This window comes from Candidatus Phytoplasma meliae (assembly GCF_016876135.2).
Genome location: NZ_JACAOD020000007.1, coordinates 22,282 through 39,796, shown reverse-complemented (window position 1 = coordinate 39,796; position 17,515 = coordinate 22,282). Strand labels below are relative to the sequence as shown.

Here is a 17,515-nt window from a genome sequence, read left to right as displayed (position 1 = left end):
TACTATTGCCGCCCCATTACTAAAAGAGGATTTTATGAAAAAACCATTAATTATTTTTAAAGATTTTAGTTTCAGATATTATAACCAAAAAAAAGATACCTTAAAAAACCTTAATATTACAATTTATCAAGGGGAAAAAATTTTGATTATTGGTAAAAATGGCAGCGGTAAATCAACCTTTCTTAAATGTATTAATGGGTTAGTTCCTTATAGTTATCCTGGTCAAATAACAGGTAGTGCGATGATTAAAGGCAAATCTTTGGCTCAAACTAGCATTTTTGATTTATCTTCTGATGTTGGGACTATTATGCAAGATACTGATAATCAATTTGTGGGGTTAACAGTGGCAGAAGATATGGCTTTTGCTTTAGAAAATGATTGTGTTACTGTTACTCAAATGCAGCAACAAGTAAATCAATGGTCAGAAAAATTACATTTAAAAGATGTTTTAGATAAAAAACTTCAATATTTATCAGAAGGCGCCAAACAATTAGTGGCTATGGCTGGAGTTTTGATTTATAATCCTGCTATTTTATTATTTGATGAAGCTTTATCAAATCTTGATTCTTTGATGCAAAATCAAATAACTACCTTAATTAAGCAAATTCATGATGAAAATCAAAATACTATTTTGATGGTAGAACATTGTTTAGAACATGTGTTAGATGATTCTTTTGACCGCGTTATAGCTTTTAATGATGGTCAAATTATTGCTGACATGTCAAGTAATCAAATTATTCAAGCTAAAATTTTATTGCAACAAGGAGTTCAAGAACCAACTTATCTTAATCTTTTAAGGTATACTGAGATTAATTTAACTAAAATTAATAATTTGCTAAATTTGGATAAAATGCAAGTGGCTGATTTGGCGCAAGAATTTATGATTTTTCTTGACAAGATGCCAAGAGCTGTTCCAATATCACAATCCTCAACCCCTTATAGTTTAAAACCTTTATTGCAACTTGTAAATGTTTCATACGAAAATGCACAAATACAACCACAGGAAAATTCAAATATTTTAAATGATATTTCTTTAACTTTACATGCAGGTGAAATGATTAGCATTCTTGGAGCAAATGGCTGTGGCAAAAGTATTTTGGCAAAAATTATGGCAGGTCTTTTAATTCCTTCAAAAGGAGAAATTACATGGCAGGGTGAACATTTATGCAAAATACCGTGGTATCAAAAAGTTACTAAAATTGGCTTTGTCTCTCAAAATCCTTATCATATGATTTCACAAAAAACTGTTTTTGAAGAGGTAGCTTTAGGTTTGCTTGCTCAAAAATTGACACACCAAGAAATTCAAAAGCGAGTTCAATTTGTTTTAAATATTTGTGATTTAACCCCTTTATCTAATGATTTGATCAATTCTCTTAGTTTTGGACAAAAAAAAAGATTAACTATTGCTGCGATTTTGGTGTTGCAACCGCAAATTATTATTTTAGATGAGCCAACAGTGGGTCAAGATTTTTACCATTATACTAAATTAATGTTATTTTTAGAAAAACTAAATCAAACAGGAACTACTATTGTCATTATTACAAATGATCTTTCGTTGGCATTAACATATACTCACAAAACATGGCTTTTATCTGAAGGAACTATTATTGCCAATAACACTCCTATATCTATTTTCCATAATGATGTTTTAATGAAAAAGGCAGGCATAAAACCTATGACTATGACAACCCTTTTGCAAAAATTATCGATAGGTATTGGCGATAAAGTGAGTTTGCTTCAAAAAATAGCTACTTTAAATAAGGAGCTTGGTTAACTGATGTATCAAAATCACATTTTAGAATATCGCCCGCAAAATAATTTTATTTATCAAATTCAAGGAGCTACTAAATTAGTATTTGTTATTTTAATATCAATTGCTTCTATGCTTGTTTATCATATTTGGTTTTTGTTAGGCATTGCTATTTTATCTTTGCTTTTATTGTATTTTTCTCAAATTAAGTGGTATCAAATAGCAGGAGTAGTTAAGGGAATTTTATTTTTTTTGTGTCTTAATAATTTGATGATTTTATTGTTTTTTCATAAATATGGAGCTGTGGTGTATCAGGATTCTGCTTCTCCTCTGTTTTGGTTTATTACTCGTGCTCAGTTGTTTTATCATCTTAATTTATTTTTAAAATACTGTTGTATTATCCCTTTGTTTTTGGTATTTATTTTAACTACTAATCCTAGTGAATTAGCTGCTAGTCTAAATCAATGGGGTATTAATTACAAAACTAGTTATGCTTTGGCTTTAACAATTCGCTATATTCCTGGAATTCAAAAGGATTATCAAAATATGAATTTAATGCAACAAGCGCGTGGTTTAAAAAGAATTTCTAATAAGATGCAAAAAATCACATTTACTATTATTTCTTTGATTTTTTGGAATTTAGAAAAAATAGATATTATTACTAATGCTATGCAATTAAGACGTTTTGGACAAAATCCAAAAAGAACTTGGTATTATTATAAAAAATTTAGTTTTTTAGATTTATGTACTCTTTTTTTAGGATTGATATTATTATTATTAAGTATTTATTTATTATATCGTTTTAAGAGGTTTTATTATCCTTTTAATTAAAGCACCCTTCTTTTTGATAGAAGGGTGCTTTTTTAATTATAAAGTGTTAATTGTTGTTGTAAACAGTAATATTTATTTTTTGGGTTATTAAAATAAGTAATGATTAGAAAAATAGCAATAGATAATAAAGACCAAATAATAAAAATATAAAGTTGGACGAAATTAATTTGTAATAATTTATTAAAAGCGATATTTAATTTAGGGAAAATAATAAAAGGAAATTCGGGAATAGAATAATCAATAATATCTTGTTTAGAACACATATTTACTAAATTTCCTTGGGAATTGAAAAGAAACCAATTGTTATAATAAGAATTTGTGGAAGACACTTCTTCTTGCAAACATCCTGTTAAAAAAGTAGTATCTACCATAATTTCTTGGCTTTGGTGGCAAATGTCGTTAGCTAAATGACTATGAAAAAGATGTGGTGCTAAAGCTTTTTTAGAAATATCATTGCAATCACTAATTAAATATATAGTTTCTCCTAATATAGGATTATTTGATGCTAAATTAGTAACCAGATATTCTTTATCAGATGTAAAATTGATGTAAACAAAAGGATTAAAAAAAGTTGCTATATTTTGATATTGTCCTTCTTCATCTTGTAAACCATAAGGTGTTTGAATAGTGATTTTGACTTTGTTGTTAAAAGTATTATAGATAGCATCTGTTATTTGATTATTGTTGTTTGGTTTGAAAATAACTGTATACAAAAAATTAGGAGTTTCATTATCTAATTGTTTTTTGTTAATGATTATGCCTAAATTAGAATCTTTCTGGTTATCAATGTTTTGACACAAAACTACAGTTTGTAATATTTCTTTTTTAATAAATTCTTCTTGATTTTGGTGTTTTTCTCTTGGGTCTTTTTCGTTTTCTTCTTGAGAGATTAAAGCTATTTTCTCTTTTAAATTCGTTTGTTCTTTGGTTAACAACGATTCATAAGAAAGTTCTTTGGTTTCAAATGTTAAAAATAATTTTTCAATATCTTGTGGATATATAGAAATTGTTTCTTGATAAGCTGGCTTTGTCGTTTCTTGATTGTGGAATAATTGAAAGGTCAAAAGGAATGTTTGCCATCGAAGATCCTCCTTAACGGTGAGTTCTAATTTATGATATGTGTTGAAATCGCAATTGACAATTTGTAACGATTCGGAACCGTGTAAATTGATTGTTAAAATTTGGTTAGCACCATTGGGAGACTTACAAATTATTTTATGTTCGGGTTGATTTTGTAAATATTTAAATAAATCTTTTAAAATGATTTGTGTTTTTGTGGGGAATTGTTCTTGTAATTGTTTGATTTTTTGCGGAATATCTTCAGGTAATTGAAATTTCGTTTCGTTGTAATTACTTTGTTTTAATTTTAATAAATGATAAAATAGTTGCTTTACGTGATTAATGTTAATTGATTGTGAAATTCGTAAATATTTATAATAACTTTTGTTAATTCCTATGAGTTTCCCTGATGCATTAAAAAGAGGGCCGCCACTATTTCCAGCATCTAAAGTGATATCTAAATTAATTTCTTTTTCGTTTAAATAAGAAATAATACCTTGTTTAAATAAATTTTTTTTATATTGTATTTGATCTTGTTGTTTGAGTTGAAAAAACAAGTCTAAGAAAGAAAATGGTTGTATTTGTGTTTGTAAACCTTTTTGGCAACCCAATGCATAAATGGTTTCTCCTTGTTCAATATTAATTTCTTGTTTTAAATTTTGTTCATCAAAAGCAACATGTTTTTTTATATTTGCATTGATTATTTCAGTTTTTTCCCCTTGATTGAGGGTAAAAGTGATAATAGCTATATCATCATATTCGCGCTGATTTCCAATAAAAGCATATAATTCAGCCGGGATGTTTCCTATAGTTTCGTTTTCGACATAAATTGATTTTGATGTATTTAGATTATTCCGTTTCTGCGCGTCGTAAAAACTTTCAATTACATGACGATTAGTTAAAGTGTAATATTTTATTTTTTCTTGATTTGGTATTTTTTCTTGTTTAACGATTATACCAGTTCCCAAGCTATATCCTGTATTAATAAACAAAGTAATGGTATTTAATTCAGAAAGTAAAGTTTTGATGTGAGATGATTCTGGTTGGTTTTGTGTTTCCTCCTGTGGTGTTGTTTTGGGAATAGTTGCATTGTTGAAGGAGATTGGCAAAATAACTTTTAAATATTTAATCCCTTTTTCATTTTTATTTTTAGCATTGGTTAAAAATCCTAATAAATTGCCGTTTTCAGTGAAAAAGACAGTTTGTGGATTGGTTGAATCATTACGACTAGAAATAGGTATTTGCACATTTGTTGATATATTTTGATTTGTTAAAGTAATGTTTTCGCTAATAAAACTTTCTTGAAAGGCTATTATTCCAGAAGGACTTATAACAAAAGAATGTAGCATTTGTCCTTGATAGTATTTTTGATTACCTTTTTGGCTATCTAAAATAATTATAGGATACTCGTTTTTAGATGAAAAATTAATAATGTCAAAATCTTGGGATAATTTGTTGAATTCTTGTGGCAGATCTTTGTTTTTTTCTCTCTTTTGTCCTATTTCGTAAGTGTTGTTGAATTTGATTTGAATTTGATTTTTAGGTATTTTTTCATTTTTAGGGGTAATTATCCAATATTTATTATTATCAGCAAATATTATAATGCCTAATGCTTGGTTTTGGTTTGATGTTTTAATTTGACATAATTTATTTTTATTTTGACGGATTTGATTTGATTTTATGTTTTCTTTTTTTTGCAAATCGCTTTTTAATTCATTTTTTAATGTTTCTAAGTGTTGGTTTTTTGTATTTATTTCTTGAGTTATTAGTTTTCTATCTGTTTTAGCTAGCGATTGCCATTGATTGTTGGCAGAAATTAAGTTATTTTTATAATAGATGTTTTTAGGATATCTGATTATTTGAATCAAACCTATACCAAAAATAATGGATATACTAAAAAAAAGTATCAATTTCTTATAATAATTAATTTTTTTCAATTTTGTTTATACTCGCTTATTTTTTTATGTAGTTTTAATGCAGATTAAGATTAATTTGATTTGTTATCAAATGTTTATATTGTTTATATATTTAAAACATTAATCTATATTTGCCTTGCTGTTTTAGTTTAATATTTTTTACAATAATATTGTACCTTAAAATGATGCTTGCCGATCTTAAAAAAATAGCACTTATATATTGACAGTGCCAATTTTTTTTGTTAGAATAAAAATGAACTTAAAAGAATAAAGTATTAAGCATTTATATTTAAGCTCTTTTCATGCATGTAAATTTTATGCATGTAAACGGAAGGACAAAACTTTTAAGTTTATTAACTTTATGTTGAATTTAAAAAAATCGTTTTTTAAGTTTTTTGCTTTATATCAAAAAATAAAAATAATAAAAAGGAGCGATAAACAATGTTATTTAATTTAATTAAACACAATCAAGATTTATTTGAAAATGCATTTGATGATATCAAAATTAATCCTTTTAATAGAATGAATAATATTATGAAAACAGATATTGAAGAGAAAAATAAACAATATCTTATAACTATGGAATTACCAGGATTTAAAAAAGAAGATGTTAAAGTGACTTTAGAAAATGGTTATTTAACTATTGAAGCTAAGAATTCACAAGAAAATGTCGAACAAGAACCAAATTTCATTAGAAAAGAAAGATTTCAAGGGGTTTTTAAACGTAGTTTTTATTTAGATCAAGATTTTGTTTTAGAAGATGTTCAAGGAAGCTTGGAAGCAGGATTATTAAAATTAATTATTCCGAAAAAAACAATTAATCATTCAGAAAAACGTTATTTAGAGTTAAAATAAAATATCATTTATAGGTCAATTATCTTATTTATTTGTTTTAGTAATATTTTAATTTAATCATAATACAAGCACAAAAATTAAAAGGCTACTGCGCGCACCTAGACCAAAACATTGAACTCCAACTAAATATCTAATAAAAACCATCATTTATGATGGTTTTTTTATTTACCCAAAAATCAAAAAAAGGAGTTTTTAATAAAAAAGATAATATCTCAAATTGGCCAAAATTATCAATTAATAATCACTTTATTAAAAAAAACACCCTTAACCAACCAAGAACAAAACGAATTTTTAATTTTGCAAAACGAAGAAGTGGAATTAATCCGAAAATATAAAAAAATAGAAATCTATAATCTAATCAAAGAAATTAAATCCCTAAAAAATAATCATAATTTTAAAGAATTAGAAAAACTTCAACAAAAAGCTTTGATTTTTTATGACAACAACGAAAAAAATCAATTCTTAAAAGATGCCATAATCTTATCATATGAATCAATCTACAAAAAAATTCTTAAAAAATTTAAATATAAACTGAGATTTGTTACTTATTATGACCAATTACAAGAATGCCATCTTTTTGCAACAGAAGCACTCAACAACTACAACCTAAAACATCCTAAAAAAGTCAAACTCCCATCATATATATCAAATCATGTCCAAAAATCTTTGAACAAAAACCACCAAAACCTCAATGGTAATAAATCTCACCAAGAAACTGTCAACAAAAAGGAAGAAAACGACTACAAAGACCAAAAAAAAAATTCAAAAACAAATTCACTTCACCAAAATTTGAAAAATTCAATCAAGAACCATTTGGTGAACCAATAACAGAAGCCGCAAAAGTAGAAAAAAATAACCCATTCAAAAACCCCCACCAACACCTTATGAAGCAATCACAACACGAAAAAACTATTGCAATAATTAATAAAATGCTCACACCAACAGAAAAACAAATTGCCATCTTGTCATTTGGTTTCAACTTAAACAATGAAATTGGTTCCAGAGAATTCTCATATGAATTTATGCCATCGACCCTAACCGACCAACAAATTGCAAAAAAACTAAACTTATCAATCCAAACAATCAAAAACCAAAAAACCATCATCCTTAGAAAATTAAAAAATTCTCATTCAATCCAACACTTAACATCAAAAATCTCCCAACCCCCAACAAAAGAAAACTGAAAACTAAAAAAAAGGGGGGGTAACTAAGTGAAATATCCATCAAAACGACTTTATGGTTATAAACAATCTAAATAACCAATATTTCAAAAAAAGATGATATCAAACAAAATCGTTCCACTCTATCAAAAAACTCGAAAACGACGAATATAACAACATTCTTATTCTTAAAGAATGGAAATATCATCATGACTGGAAAGATTAATTAATCCGCAATTCGACCAGAACATGTCGTTAAACTGTATTATTGGAATAACATCAAGTTACGTCGTCTGCCACGAACTTTGATATTCACAATTCGACCTAAACAAGTCCAACTTTTTGGTCTAAGTGCGTTATATCAAAAAATTATTAATATAAATTGATATAATAATAATATGGATTCTAAAAAAAGGAGAAATTTATGTCTGTAGCTACACAACAAAAGATTAAAGTAGTTTATGATGGTTTATTCAAAGGTCAAGTTTATGAAATGGCTCAAAGCTTAGACGCTAATGTCAAACATGTCAATGATTATAACAAAGATGATAGTTCTTGTGAAAAGCTTTTTTTATTAACTCGTAGTGTTAAATTTGGTGAAGTGTCAAAAGAAACCAAAAACTTTTTAGATAAAAACATCTCTTTAGTTATTGGAGTGGCAGTTTCTGGCAATAAAAATTGGGGTTCTAATTATGGCAAAGCTGGTGATATTATAGCAACTACCTATAATATTCCTTTAGTCTTAAAATTTGAAGGCTCTGGCTTACAAGAAGAAAAAGCTTTTTTAAAAAAATGGCTCTTAGCATATAGCAATCAAAAAAAACTACCATCTTTACCCTCTCAAAACACCTATCAGGCATCTCCTTTAATAGAAAAGAAAGTGAATAACCCCCATATTCCAAAAACTCTACCCCCTTGGATTATCCTCAACAATCAAATTATTGACGAAAATGGTCATATTAAAGATTTACAAAAAGATCAAGAAGCCCTAACCAGTTTTATCTTAGAAGAAATAAAACCTAAATTAAAGCGTTTCCCTACTTTAAAAGAAAAACTAACTTTTTTGCAAACTAACGAATATTATGAAAGTGATTTTTTAACTAAATATACTGATAGCCAAATTAAAACTATTTATCAAATAGCTTATCGTAAAAAATTTCGTTTTTCTACTTTCATGGGAGCTTTTAAGTTTTATCGCGATTATGCTTTAAAAACAAGAGATAAGCAATATTATTTAGAAACTTATGAAGACCGTTTAGCTGTCAATGCTCTTTATCATTCTCAAGGAAATTTTGGAATTGCTCAAAGAATGATTACTTCTTTAATTAATCAAGATTTTACTCCTGCAACTCCTACTTTATTAAATACCAGCAAAAAACATCGTGGTGAATTTGTTTCTTGCTTTTTATTAGAAGCAGGAGATTCTTTAAATGATATCGCCCGCATTAATGAATTTTCAATGCAACTTTCTAAAATTGGAGGGGGCGTCTCTATTAACATCACTAACTTGCGCGCTAAAGGAGAAACTATTAAAGGAATCAAAGGAGTTTGCAAAGGAGTAGTCGGTGTTTGTAAATTATTAGACCATAGTTTCCGTTATGCTGACCAAATGGGACAACGAACAGGTGCAGGAGCGGTTTATTTAAATGTTTTTCACGCCGACATCGAAGATTTTTTAAACACTAAAAAACTAAGCGCTGACGAAGATGTCCGTGTTAAAACTTTATCTTTAGGAGTTGTTATTCCTAATAAAATGATTGAATTAGCACGCCTTAATCAAACTATGTATACCTTTTATCCTCACACTGTCTTTTTAGAATACGGCCAAAATTTTGCTGATATTGCTTGCAACATGGATCATTGGTACAATATTTTAGTCAATAACCCTAAAGTTTGTAAAAAAGCCATTAACCCCCGTAAATTATTAGAACTAATCGCTCATATGCAAGGAGAATCAGGTTATCCTTATTTAATGTTTTGTGACAACGTTAACCAAAAAAATCCCCTTGATTTACAAGTTAAATTTTCTAACCTTTGCACCGAAATCCTACAACCAACCATTACCTCCCACTACGCTTCTTATCATCAAACTTCTCAAGACCAAATTGGACTTGATATTTCATGTAATTTAGCATCAGGTCATATGGGTAATATGATTAAAAACAACACCATTGCAGAAACTGTCTTTATGGCTATGGAAGTGATGAATAATGTTGCTAATAACACCAACATCAATTATGTACCCGCTGTTGCAAAAGCAAACCGCCTTAATCGTAGTGTCGGTTTTGGCATCATGGGACATCACGGCTTTTTAGCACAAAATTATATTACTTTTGGCAGCCCTGAAAATAAAGATTTAATTGATGTTTTTTTCAATGCTGTTAATTACTATAGTCTCCTACACTCTTGCCAAAAAGCCCGTCAAACAGGACAAAAGTTTTATCGCTTTGAAAAATCAAAATACGCCGATGGCTCTTATTTTAACAATCGTGGCGAAATTCTACCAAAAACGCCTAAAGTAAAACAAATCTTTTCAAACATCGACCTACCAACCCAAAACGATTGGCAACAATTAAAGCAAGACATTCAACAATTTGGACTTTACAATTCACATCGTTTAGCTGTTGCTCCTAATGGTTCTATCGGTTACATTATGGGTGCTACTCCTTCCCTAACCCCAATTAAACAATTAGTTGAAGAACGCACTTACGGTAATTCTAAAACTTATTGCCCGATGCCTGGTTTAAAAGAAGCTGCTTTTATGTATACAACAGCTTATAAGATGAATAAATATGATTTGATTGATGTCATTGCAACTGCCCAAAAACACATCGATCAAGGCATTTCCTTTGAATTAGGAATTACTTCTGATATTACTACTAGAGAATTACAAAGATATTATCTTTATGCTCACCATAAAGGGATTAACACCCTTTATTACACCCGCACCCAAAAATTAAAAATTGATGAATGTGAAGCTTGTGGCATTTAATCTCATGAATTTTTCTCTTTCGCCCAACAAGGCTATCTTCATTAGATAGTCTTTTTTTATCACTCTCTTATCTCTTTTATTTATCATCGCTTTCTCGCCCATTACCCATTTATCCTAAATATGAAAAAATATGCAAAAGCTAAAAAAAGCCAAAAAGAAACAAGAACATAACTCTTCTAAAAACAAAAGATAAGCTAATAAAATCAAACATCATCACCATAAAGGAGTTCAAATGCTAAAATTTTTACCAAAAACATACCAAGGAGCTAATTGGAATCAATTAGAAGATCCATACACACATTTTTTTTATGAACAAAATTTAAGCCAATTTTGGCGCCCCGAAGATATTAGTTTACAAGGAGACCTTGCTTGTTGGAATCATCTAACCCCTGAAGAAAAAACTGTATACAACCGTAATCTTTTAGTATTGACTTTTTTAGATACTTACCAAGGAGATTTAGGAATGCCTGTCATTGCTCGCTCTTTGGATGAAAAAGAACACCAAAAAAAAGCTACCCTTAATTTTATGGGAGCCATGGAAAATGCTGTTCATGCTAAAAGCTATTCTAATATTTTTATGAGTTTTTTAAGCAATCAAGAAATTAATCAACTTTTTTCATGGGGAAAACAACAAATTAATTTACAAAATATTATAAAACAAATTATTCAAGTTTATGAAATCCTAGAAGAACATATTTATCTTAAAAAAATAAAAGCCCCACAATTTAATCAACTTGAATTCCAAAAAAAACAATGGCAAGCTATGGCAATATCTGTTTTTTTAGAAACTTGGTTATTTTATAGCGGTTTTTATTATCCTTTATATTTTTATGGTCAAGGACAATTGATGCAAGCAGGAGAAATTATTAATTTAATTATCAGAGATGAAAGCATTCATGGTGTTTATGTCGGACGTTTAGCAATAGAATTATATCGTCTTTTTGATATCCCAACACAGCAAGCTTTAAAAAAATGGCTTGATAAAATGATGCAAACTTTATATCAAGAACAACTTTTATTAGTTAAAACAATTTATCATCAATTAAACTTAGAAGATGATGTTAATAAATTTGTCCGTTATAATGGCAACAAAGCTTTAATGAACTTAGGTTTTGATCCTTATTTCCCTCCTGAAAATGTTAATCCTGTGATCATTAATGGTCTTAATACCGAAACTAAAACCATGGATAATTTTTCCATGAAAGGGAATGGTTATCAAAAAATGCGTTCTGAAGCTTTAAAAGATGAAGATTTTTATTTTGATAATTGTTAAAAAAATAAACAAAATAAGCCATCAAGGGATTTGTCATAATGACAATTTCCTTTTTTCTTTTAATATTCTTTAATATTCCTAATTTCTAATAAAACATAATTTTTTCACATTAAAAAATGTTATAATAAAAGAGTTAAAATTTATTTTACTCTCAAAAACAATTCCTCAATTGATTAATTGGCTCATTTGCTCTTTAATCATAATTTTATTCATTTCTTGTTCTTGCTCTTTTATTTTTCGTTCTAGCTAAATCATTTCGCAACTTATACCATATTTTGAAAATATGTAATTTTTATATAAAATATCAAAGGAGTTTTTTTATTTTAATCGATACTCATAACTTAGCCGAAAAATCTTTAAAATTCACCAAAGGTTTTAAAAATTTTATTACTCGCGGTAATGTCATAAATTTAGCAGTTGCTGTTGTCATTGGGCAACTATTTGCTAAAATAGTAAGTTCTTTGGTAGCCGATGTCATTATGCCTCCTTTTTCTTTATTATTTGGTTATACCTCTGCTTTAAAAGACTTAAGGTTTAAAATCAAAGGCGATGTTTATCTTAATTATGGCAATTTCTTACAAAATGTTTTAGAATTCATCATGCTTTCATTTGTTATTTATAGTATTTTAACTATTTTTATCCATACAGCCAAAAAAACTCCAGATACAAGCAAAAATGAAACAGCCACTATTTTAAAAAGTTTAAAACAAGAAGTTGCCTTATTAAAAGAAATTAAAGAAATATTACAACACCCCCCTAGTAACCAACAACCAAGCAATAACAAAAAAACAAAAAAGAATCACAGTCAACAAACATCATCAAAGGGACTATTCAATAAATAGTCTTTTTTATTGTAAATTAAAGCAATTATGATATCCTCTCATATTCACATTTCATCTTTTTTCAATTAAAATTTTTTTATTTCTCGTTTTTGCGTAATTTTTCATCTCTTTTTAATAAAAAGTAAAAAGTAAATGTAAACAAAATAAGCAGAAGTGAGAAAAATAAAAATATCTTTTAAAAATTTATCAGACAAAGGAATTATAAATTTAAGCTTATGAAAATCATTTGGAAATATTTAATAAAATATAAAGCTTTATTATTTTTAAATTTAATCGCTGTATTATTCGTATGTTTTGGCGAATTAGGGATTCCTTTTGTTATTGGTAAATATATTGTAGATTACGCTAACAATAAATTAGATCCTTTACATTTATTACTAATTTTAATTTTATTTGCTTGCTGTGGTTTTGTTGGTAATTTAATTCTTAACTATTGTTCTTCCCGAGTTTCATCCCTCTTATTTCGCGATTTAAGCGGGGATATCTTTAAAAAAGTTCAAACCTTTTCCCCTGCAGAAATACAACAATTAGGAATTACTTCACTCTTAAGCCGTACTACTTCTGGTGTTTCTCAAATTATGAATTTTATTTCTGTCTTTTATCGTACTGCAGTTGTTTCACCAATTATGTTAATTATTAGCGTCATTGCTATTTGTTATGTCGCCTCTTTCTTAATTTTAGGAATCCTTTTTATTTTCCCTTTTTTAATTTTAGTATTAATCATCATTATTAAAAAATGCTATCGCCTTTCTCAAGAACAACAAAAAAAATTAGATAATCTAAACGTTATTACCCGAGAAAACTTAATTGGGATCAAATCCATTCGCGCTTTTAGACAAAGTAATTATGAAACTCAACGTTTTGCCAAAGTAAATAAAAAATATAGTCGCTTTTCTATTAAATTATTTAGTTTTATGGTATCAATTGACCCTATTTTTTATTTTTTCCTTAATTTCTCCATTTTAATTAATTTTGGGATTGGAGCTATTATACTCACTGACTCAAATTACCGTAACTTATTTCCTAATTTTACTATCGGTCGATTATTATCTTGTATTGATTATCAATTCCATGTCTTATTTTCTATTTTAGATTTTTTACTTCTTTTTATGATGTTCCCCAAAACTTTGGTTTCCATCAAAAGAATTGAGCAGCTACTAAGCATGACTCCCACCATCAAAAACACCATTTCCCCCTTACAACCACAAATACCATTTCACAAATTATCTTTTGAAAATGTAACTTTTTCTTATCCCAACACCTCCAAACCAACCTTAACAAATATTAATTTCACCCTTAATCAAGGAGAAGTAATTGCTTTTGTCGGAGCAACAGGGGCAGGGAAATCCACTTTAATCGGGTTAATCCCTCGTTTTTATGATGTCAACCAAGGAGTGATTAAAATTAATGATATTAATATCAAAGAATATGACCTGGCTTATTTAAGAAACAAAATTAGTTTTATTTCCCAAAAAAATGTTTTATTCAAAGGAACCATTAGGAGTAACTTAGCATTCGGCAAAAACGATCCCCAAAAAGAACAAATGTTAGAGGCCTTAAGGTTAGCTCAAGCCCAAAATATTATTCAAAATAAAAGCCATAAATTACAAGATAGAGTCAGCGAATTTGGTGCTAATTTTTCTGGCGGTCAAAAACAAAGACTTTCTATGGCTCGTGGTTTTATTAAAAAACCAGATATTTATATTTTTGATGATTCTTTCTCAGCCTTAGATTATCAAACAGAATATGAAATTAGAAAGGCTTTTTTAGAAATGAAGCAAAAAGCTTTAATTTTGATTGTAGCTCAAAGACTTACTTCTGTTTTAACCGCTGATAAAATCGTTGTTTTAGATGAAGGATGCATCGTTGCGATAGGCACACATGAAGAATTAATTAAAAATTGCCTTTTATATCAAGAAATTGCCAAATCGCAAAATTTAGAGGTGTCCTTATGAAATACATTTTAAAATACCTAAAACCTTTTAAAGCCAAAATTATCATCAGTATTTCCCTTATTTTAATAGTTACTACTATGAGTTGTTTTATTCCTTTTTTCGAAGGCAAATTTATTACTGATAGTATCAAAAATCAAATACAATCACCTAAAATCAACAATTTTACCACATATATCCTTCGAGTTTTAATTTTAAATTTATTACTTTATTTATTTATAGTTATCTGTCGTTTAATTTTTAATAAATTGTTAATCCAATCTATTCACCAAAGTATGCGTGCTTTAAGACAAGACGTCCAAAGAAAAATTCATAATTTACCCATTAAATATTTTGATCAAAATACTTTAGGAAACATTATGAGCCGCATAACTAATGATATTGAAGTTATTTCTAACTGTTTGCAACAATCATTTTCAATTATGATTTCCGCTTTTTTATTAATCTTTATGATTATTAGTTTTATGTTTGCCTTACATTGGTTTTTAGCATGCATAGTTTTTATTATGATTCCTTTATCTTTTTACAGTACTTATTGCATTTTTAAAAATTCACAAAAAATATTTATTCAAAGATTTGAATCAACAGGTAATTATAATGGATTTTTACAAGAAAAATACACTGGATATAAAGAGATTATTCTTTACAACCAACAAAAAGAAACAATCAAGGAATTCAAGGAACACAACACTCGTTTACAACAATTAATTTTTAAATCCAATTTTTTATCTGGATTATCAGGTCCTATAGTTAGTTTATTTACTTATTTAACTTTAGTTGCGGTAAGTATCACTGGATATTTTCTAATCCAACCCCAAACACCTAATTTCTTAATGAATTTAGGATTGAAGGTAATCGAAATTGGATTATTTAGAACTTTCCTACAATTTGTATGGCGCTTAGGGAACCCCATTATTGAATTAGGACATATGTCAGTTCTGATTCAATCTGCTAATGCTGCTTCTAAAAGAGTTTTTTCTTTCTTAAATGAAATCGAAGAAGCTCCTGAAGTAACTAATCCCTTAGTTTTAACTCAACCAGAAGGACAAGTTATTTTTGAAAATGTATCTTTTAGTTACAATAATAAAGATATGCTTTTAAGAAATATTAATTTTACTGCCAAAAAGGGACAAACTATTGCTATTGTAGGACCTACTGGCTCTGGGAAATCAACTTTAATCAATCTTTTAATGAGGTTTTATGATGTCAACTTCGGTTCTATTCAAGTTGATGGCTTCGATATCCGTAAATTAAAAAAAGATAATTTAAGAAGTATCTTTGGCATGGTCCTACAAGAAACTTGGTTTTTTAAAGATACTATTTGGAAAAATATTAAATACGGCAATCAGCAAGCAAGCGATGAAGAAGTTTTGAAAGCTGCTGAAAAAGCCCAAGTTAATTATTTTATTAAAAATAAACCTGGCGAATACCAAATGGTAATCAACGAAGACGCCGATAATTTATCACAAGGAGAAAAACAACTCATTACTATTGCAAGAACTGTTTTAAGCAATCCTAAAATTTTAATTTTAGATGAAGCTACTTCTAGTGTTGACACTCGTATTGAAATTTTATTACAAAAAGCTATTAATAAATTGATTCAAAATAAAACAGCTTTTGTTATTGCTCATCGATTATCAACTATTATCAATGCTGATAAAATTTTAGTATTAAACCGTGGCGCCATTATCGAACAAGGGACACACCAACAACTTTTAGCTAATAAAGGTTTTTATTATAAACTTTATCAAAGCCAATTTCAAAAATAAACTGTTTTCACAATTCAACCAAGATATCCAAAATATAAATAAAAAAGAGACCCTTATCAAAAGGGTCTTTTAAATTTTATATAAACACACCAAACAAACAAACGCATAATCTTAATTAATTATAAATATTGATGAATTTTATGAGTAATATTTTTAAAATTACATTTAGCAATTTTTTTTAAAATATCATAGCCATATCGTTTAACAATCAAAGCAATTTGTTGATCAACTGCCTTAGTGGCTCCTAATTTTAAGGAAGTAGCAACCAATTCCCCTATTTTATCAATAGCCATCAAAAAAAAATAACGAGCAATAATAGATGCAGCAGCAACACTTAAATAATAACTATCAGCTTTGGTTTCAAAATGAATTGTTTGATAAACTGTTGTTTCATCTTTTAAATATTGAAAATAATTTTGAGGCTTGCAAAATTGATCTAAAATAACAACTACTTGATGAGGCACTTTCGCTACAGTTTTTTGAATAGCTTGATTATGCAACAAAGCTTTTATTTTATTAAGATTATATTTATGAATAACTTTATTATAATCCTCAGGCATCATCGTTTCCACCGAAAATAACAAATTTTTAACCATCAAAGGCGCCATTTGAAGAATTTTTTGATCTGAGAGCTTCTTAGATTCCAAAATAAGATCTACTTTTTTTAAAAAAATAATGTTTTGGGGAGAAAGATAGACACAACAAACAACAACAGGACCAAAAACATCTCCTGTTCCGACTTCATCAGAACCAATAGATTCCAAATAGTAATTTTTAGATAAATGATAATCTTGAGTTTTTTTGGGAAAAACATCATTTAAATTGTGAGAATTATTTGTTTCTTGAAGAGGGATTTGTAATAATTTTTTCAAAAAATTCATTTTAACCAAAGCTTTATTGCCTTGTACAAGCAAAGTATGATTGCGATACACAGTTATTTTATCATCAATATCACAAACGACAAATGCTACATCCTTATTAGAAGTCGCTTGCAATTGTTTATGATAAAATTTTTTTATTTTCAAGAATTGCGATGTATCTAATTTTAAAACATAATTTGACATATATTGATAATTTCCTTTTATTTATAAAACAACAAAATCAAATCAAAATAAC

At 28.0% G+C, this 17,515-nt stretch carries 12 protein-coding genes; 10 read left to right on the top strand and 2 right to left on the bottom strand.

Annotated features, from left to right (window positions below; all coding sequences use genetic code 11):
• Nucleotides 1-34 precede the first annotated feature (34 nt).
• Together CHTY_RS01970 and CHTY_RS01965 are read left to right on the top strand one after the other, a co-directional pair.
• Nucleotides 35-1,774, top strand: coding sequence for an energy-coupling factor transporter ATPase (locus CHTY_RS01970; protein WP_203552248.1), 1,740 nt, complete (start codon nucleotides 35-37; stop codon nucleotides 1,772-1,774).
• A gap of 3 nt (nucleotides 1,775-1,777) precedes the next feature.
• The gene (locus CHTY_RS01965) at nucleotides 1,778-2,581 is read left to right on the top strand and encodes an energy-coupling factor transporter transmembrane component T family protein (RefSeq protein WP_203552247.1); all 804 of its coding nucleotides are present in this window, start codon (nucleotides 1,778-1,780) and stop codon (nucleotides 2,579-2,581) included.
• Nucleotides 2,582-2,613: 32 nt separating this feature from the next.
• Here the strand turns inward: CHTY_RS01965 and CHTY_RS01960 are convergent, their stop codons facing one another.
• A complete protein-coding gene (locus tag CHTY_RS01960; protein ID WP_210634606.1) occupies nucleotides 2,614-5,508 on the bottom strand; it encodes a S1 family peptidase in 2,895 nt (964 codons plus the stop codon).
• A gap of 489 nt (nucleotides 5,509-5,997) precedes the next feature.
• Here CHTY_RS01960 and CHTY_RS01955 point away from each other — a divergent pair, with 489 nt between their 5' ends.
• The 8 genes from CHTY_RS01955 to CHTY_RS01920 all read left to right on the top strand — a co-directional run bounded on the left by CHTY_RS01955 (nucleotide 5,998) and on the right by CHTY_RS01920 (nucleotide 16,399).
• Entirely contained in the window at nucleotides 5,998-6,411 is a 414-nt protein-coding gene (locus tag CHTY_RS01955) for an Hsp20/alpha crystallin family protein (RefSeq protein WP_203552245.1), read from the top strand.
• Nucleotides 6,412-6,708: 297 nt separating this feature from the next.
• Nucleotides 6,709-7,239 (top strand): hypothetical protein, encoded by a 531-nt coding sequence (locus tag CHTY_RS01950; RefSeq protein ID WP_203552244.1) that lies wholly within the window; start codon nucleotides 6,709-6,711, stop codon nucleotides 7,237-7,239.
• 56 nt (nucleotides 7,240-7,295) lie between these two features.
• Entirely contained in the window at nucleotides 7,296-7,595 is a 300-nt protein-coding gene (locus tag CHTY_RS01945; protein WP_203552243.1) for a helix-turn-helix transcriptional regulator, read from the top strand.
• Between the two features lie 400 nt (nucleotides 7,596-7,995).
• Entirely contained in the window at nucleotides 7,996-10,563 is a 2,568-nt protein-coding gene (gene nrdE / locus CHTY_RS01940; RefSeq protein WP_203552242.1) for a class 1b ribonucleoside-diphosphate reductase subunit alpha, read from the top strand.
• Between the two features lie 232 nt (nucleotides 10,564-10,795).
• Complete coding sequence (gene nrdF / locus CHTY_RS01935; RefSeq protein WP_203552241.1) at nucleotides 10,796-11,836, top strand: class 1b ribonucleoside-diphosphate reductase subunit beta; 1,041 nt, start codon at nucleotides 10,796-10,798, stop codon at nucleotides 11,834-11,836.
• Nucleotides 11,837-12,111: 275 nt separating this feature from the next.
• Nucleotides 12,112-12,678 (top strand): large conductance mechanosensitive channel protein MscL, encoded by a 567-nt coding sequence (gene mscL / locus CHTY_RS01930; RefSeq protein WP_246454069.1) that lies wholly within the window; start codon nucleotides 12,112-12,114, stop codon nucleotides 12,676-12,678.
• Nucleotides 12,679-12,893: 215 nt separating this feature from the next.
• Nucleotides 12,894-14,633 (top strand): ABC transporter ATP-binding protein, encoded by a 1,740-nt coding sequence (locus CHTY_RS01925; RefSeq protein ID WP_203552240.1) that lies wholly within the window; start codon nucleotides 12,894-12,896, stop codon nucleotides 14,631-14,633.
• Nucleotides 14,630-16,399, top strand: a complete 1,770-nt coding sequence (locus tag CHTY_RS01920) for an ABC transporter ATP-binding protein (RefSeq protein WP_203552239.1) — start codon at nucleotides 14,630-14,632, stop codon at nucleotides 16,397-16,399. Before CHTY_RS01925 ends, CHTY_RS01920 begins: the two co-directional genes overlap by 4 nt.
• 119 nt (nucleotides 16,400-16,518) lie before the next feature.
• On the opposite strand, the gene rnhC is transcribed toward CHTY_RS01920, so the two are convergent.
• Nucleotides 16,519-17,463, bottom strand: coding sequence for a ribonuclease HIII (gene rnhC, locus CHTY_RS01915; protein WP_203552238.1), 945 nt, complete (start codon nucleotides 17,461-17,463; stop codon nucleotides 16,519-16,521).
• Between the last annotated feature and the right edge of the window lie 52 nt (nucleotides 17,464-17,515).

Excerpts from the sequence above, each read along its gene's own strand:
- CHTY_RS01945 (WP_203552243.1), top strand. The coding sequence starts at position 7,296 with ATGAAGCAATCACAACACGAAAAAACTATTGCAATAATTAATAAAATG.
- CHTY_RS01925 (WP_203552240.1), top strand. The coding sequence starts at position 12,894 with ATGAAAATCATTTGGAAATATTTAATAAAATATAAAGCTTTATTATTT.
- CHTY_RS01920 (WP_203552239.1), top strand. The coding sequence starts at position 14,630 with ATGAAATACATTTTAAAATACCTAAAACCTTTTAAAGCCAAAATTATC.
- CHTY_RS01965 (WP_203552247.1), top strand. The coding sequence starts at position 1,778 with ATGTATCAAAATCACATTTTAGAATATCGCCCGCAAAATAATTTTATT.
- nrdF (WP_203552241.1), top strand. The coding sequence starts at position 10,796 with ATGCTAAAATTTTTACCAAAAACATACCAAGGAGCTAATTGGAATCAA.
- rnhC (WP_203552238.1), bottom strand. The coding sequence starts at position 17,463 with ATGTCAAATTATGTTTTAAAATTAGATACATCGCAATTCTTGAAAATA.
- CHTY_RS01970 (WP_203552248.1), top strand. The coding sequence starts at position 35 with ATGAAAAAACCATTAATTATTTTTAAAGATTTTAGTTTCAGATATTAT.
- CHTY_RS01955 (WP_203552245.1), top strand. The coding sequence starts at position 5,998 with ATGTTATTTAATTTAATTAAACACAATCAAGATTTATTTGAAAATGCA.
- nrdE (WP_203552242.1), top strand. The coding sequence starts at position 7,996 with ATGTCTGTAGCTACACAACAAAAGATTAAAGTAGTTTATGATGGTTTA.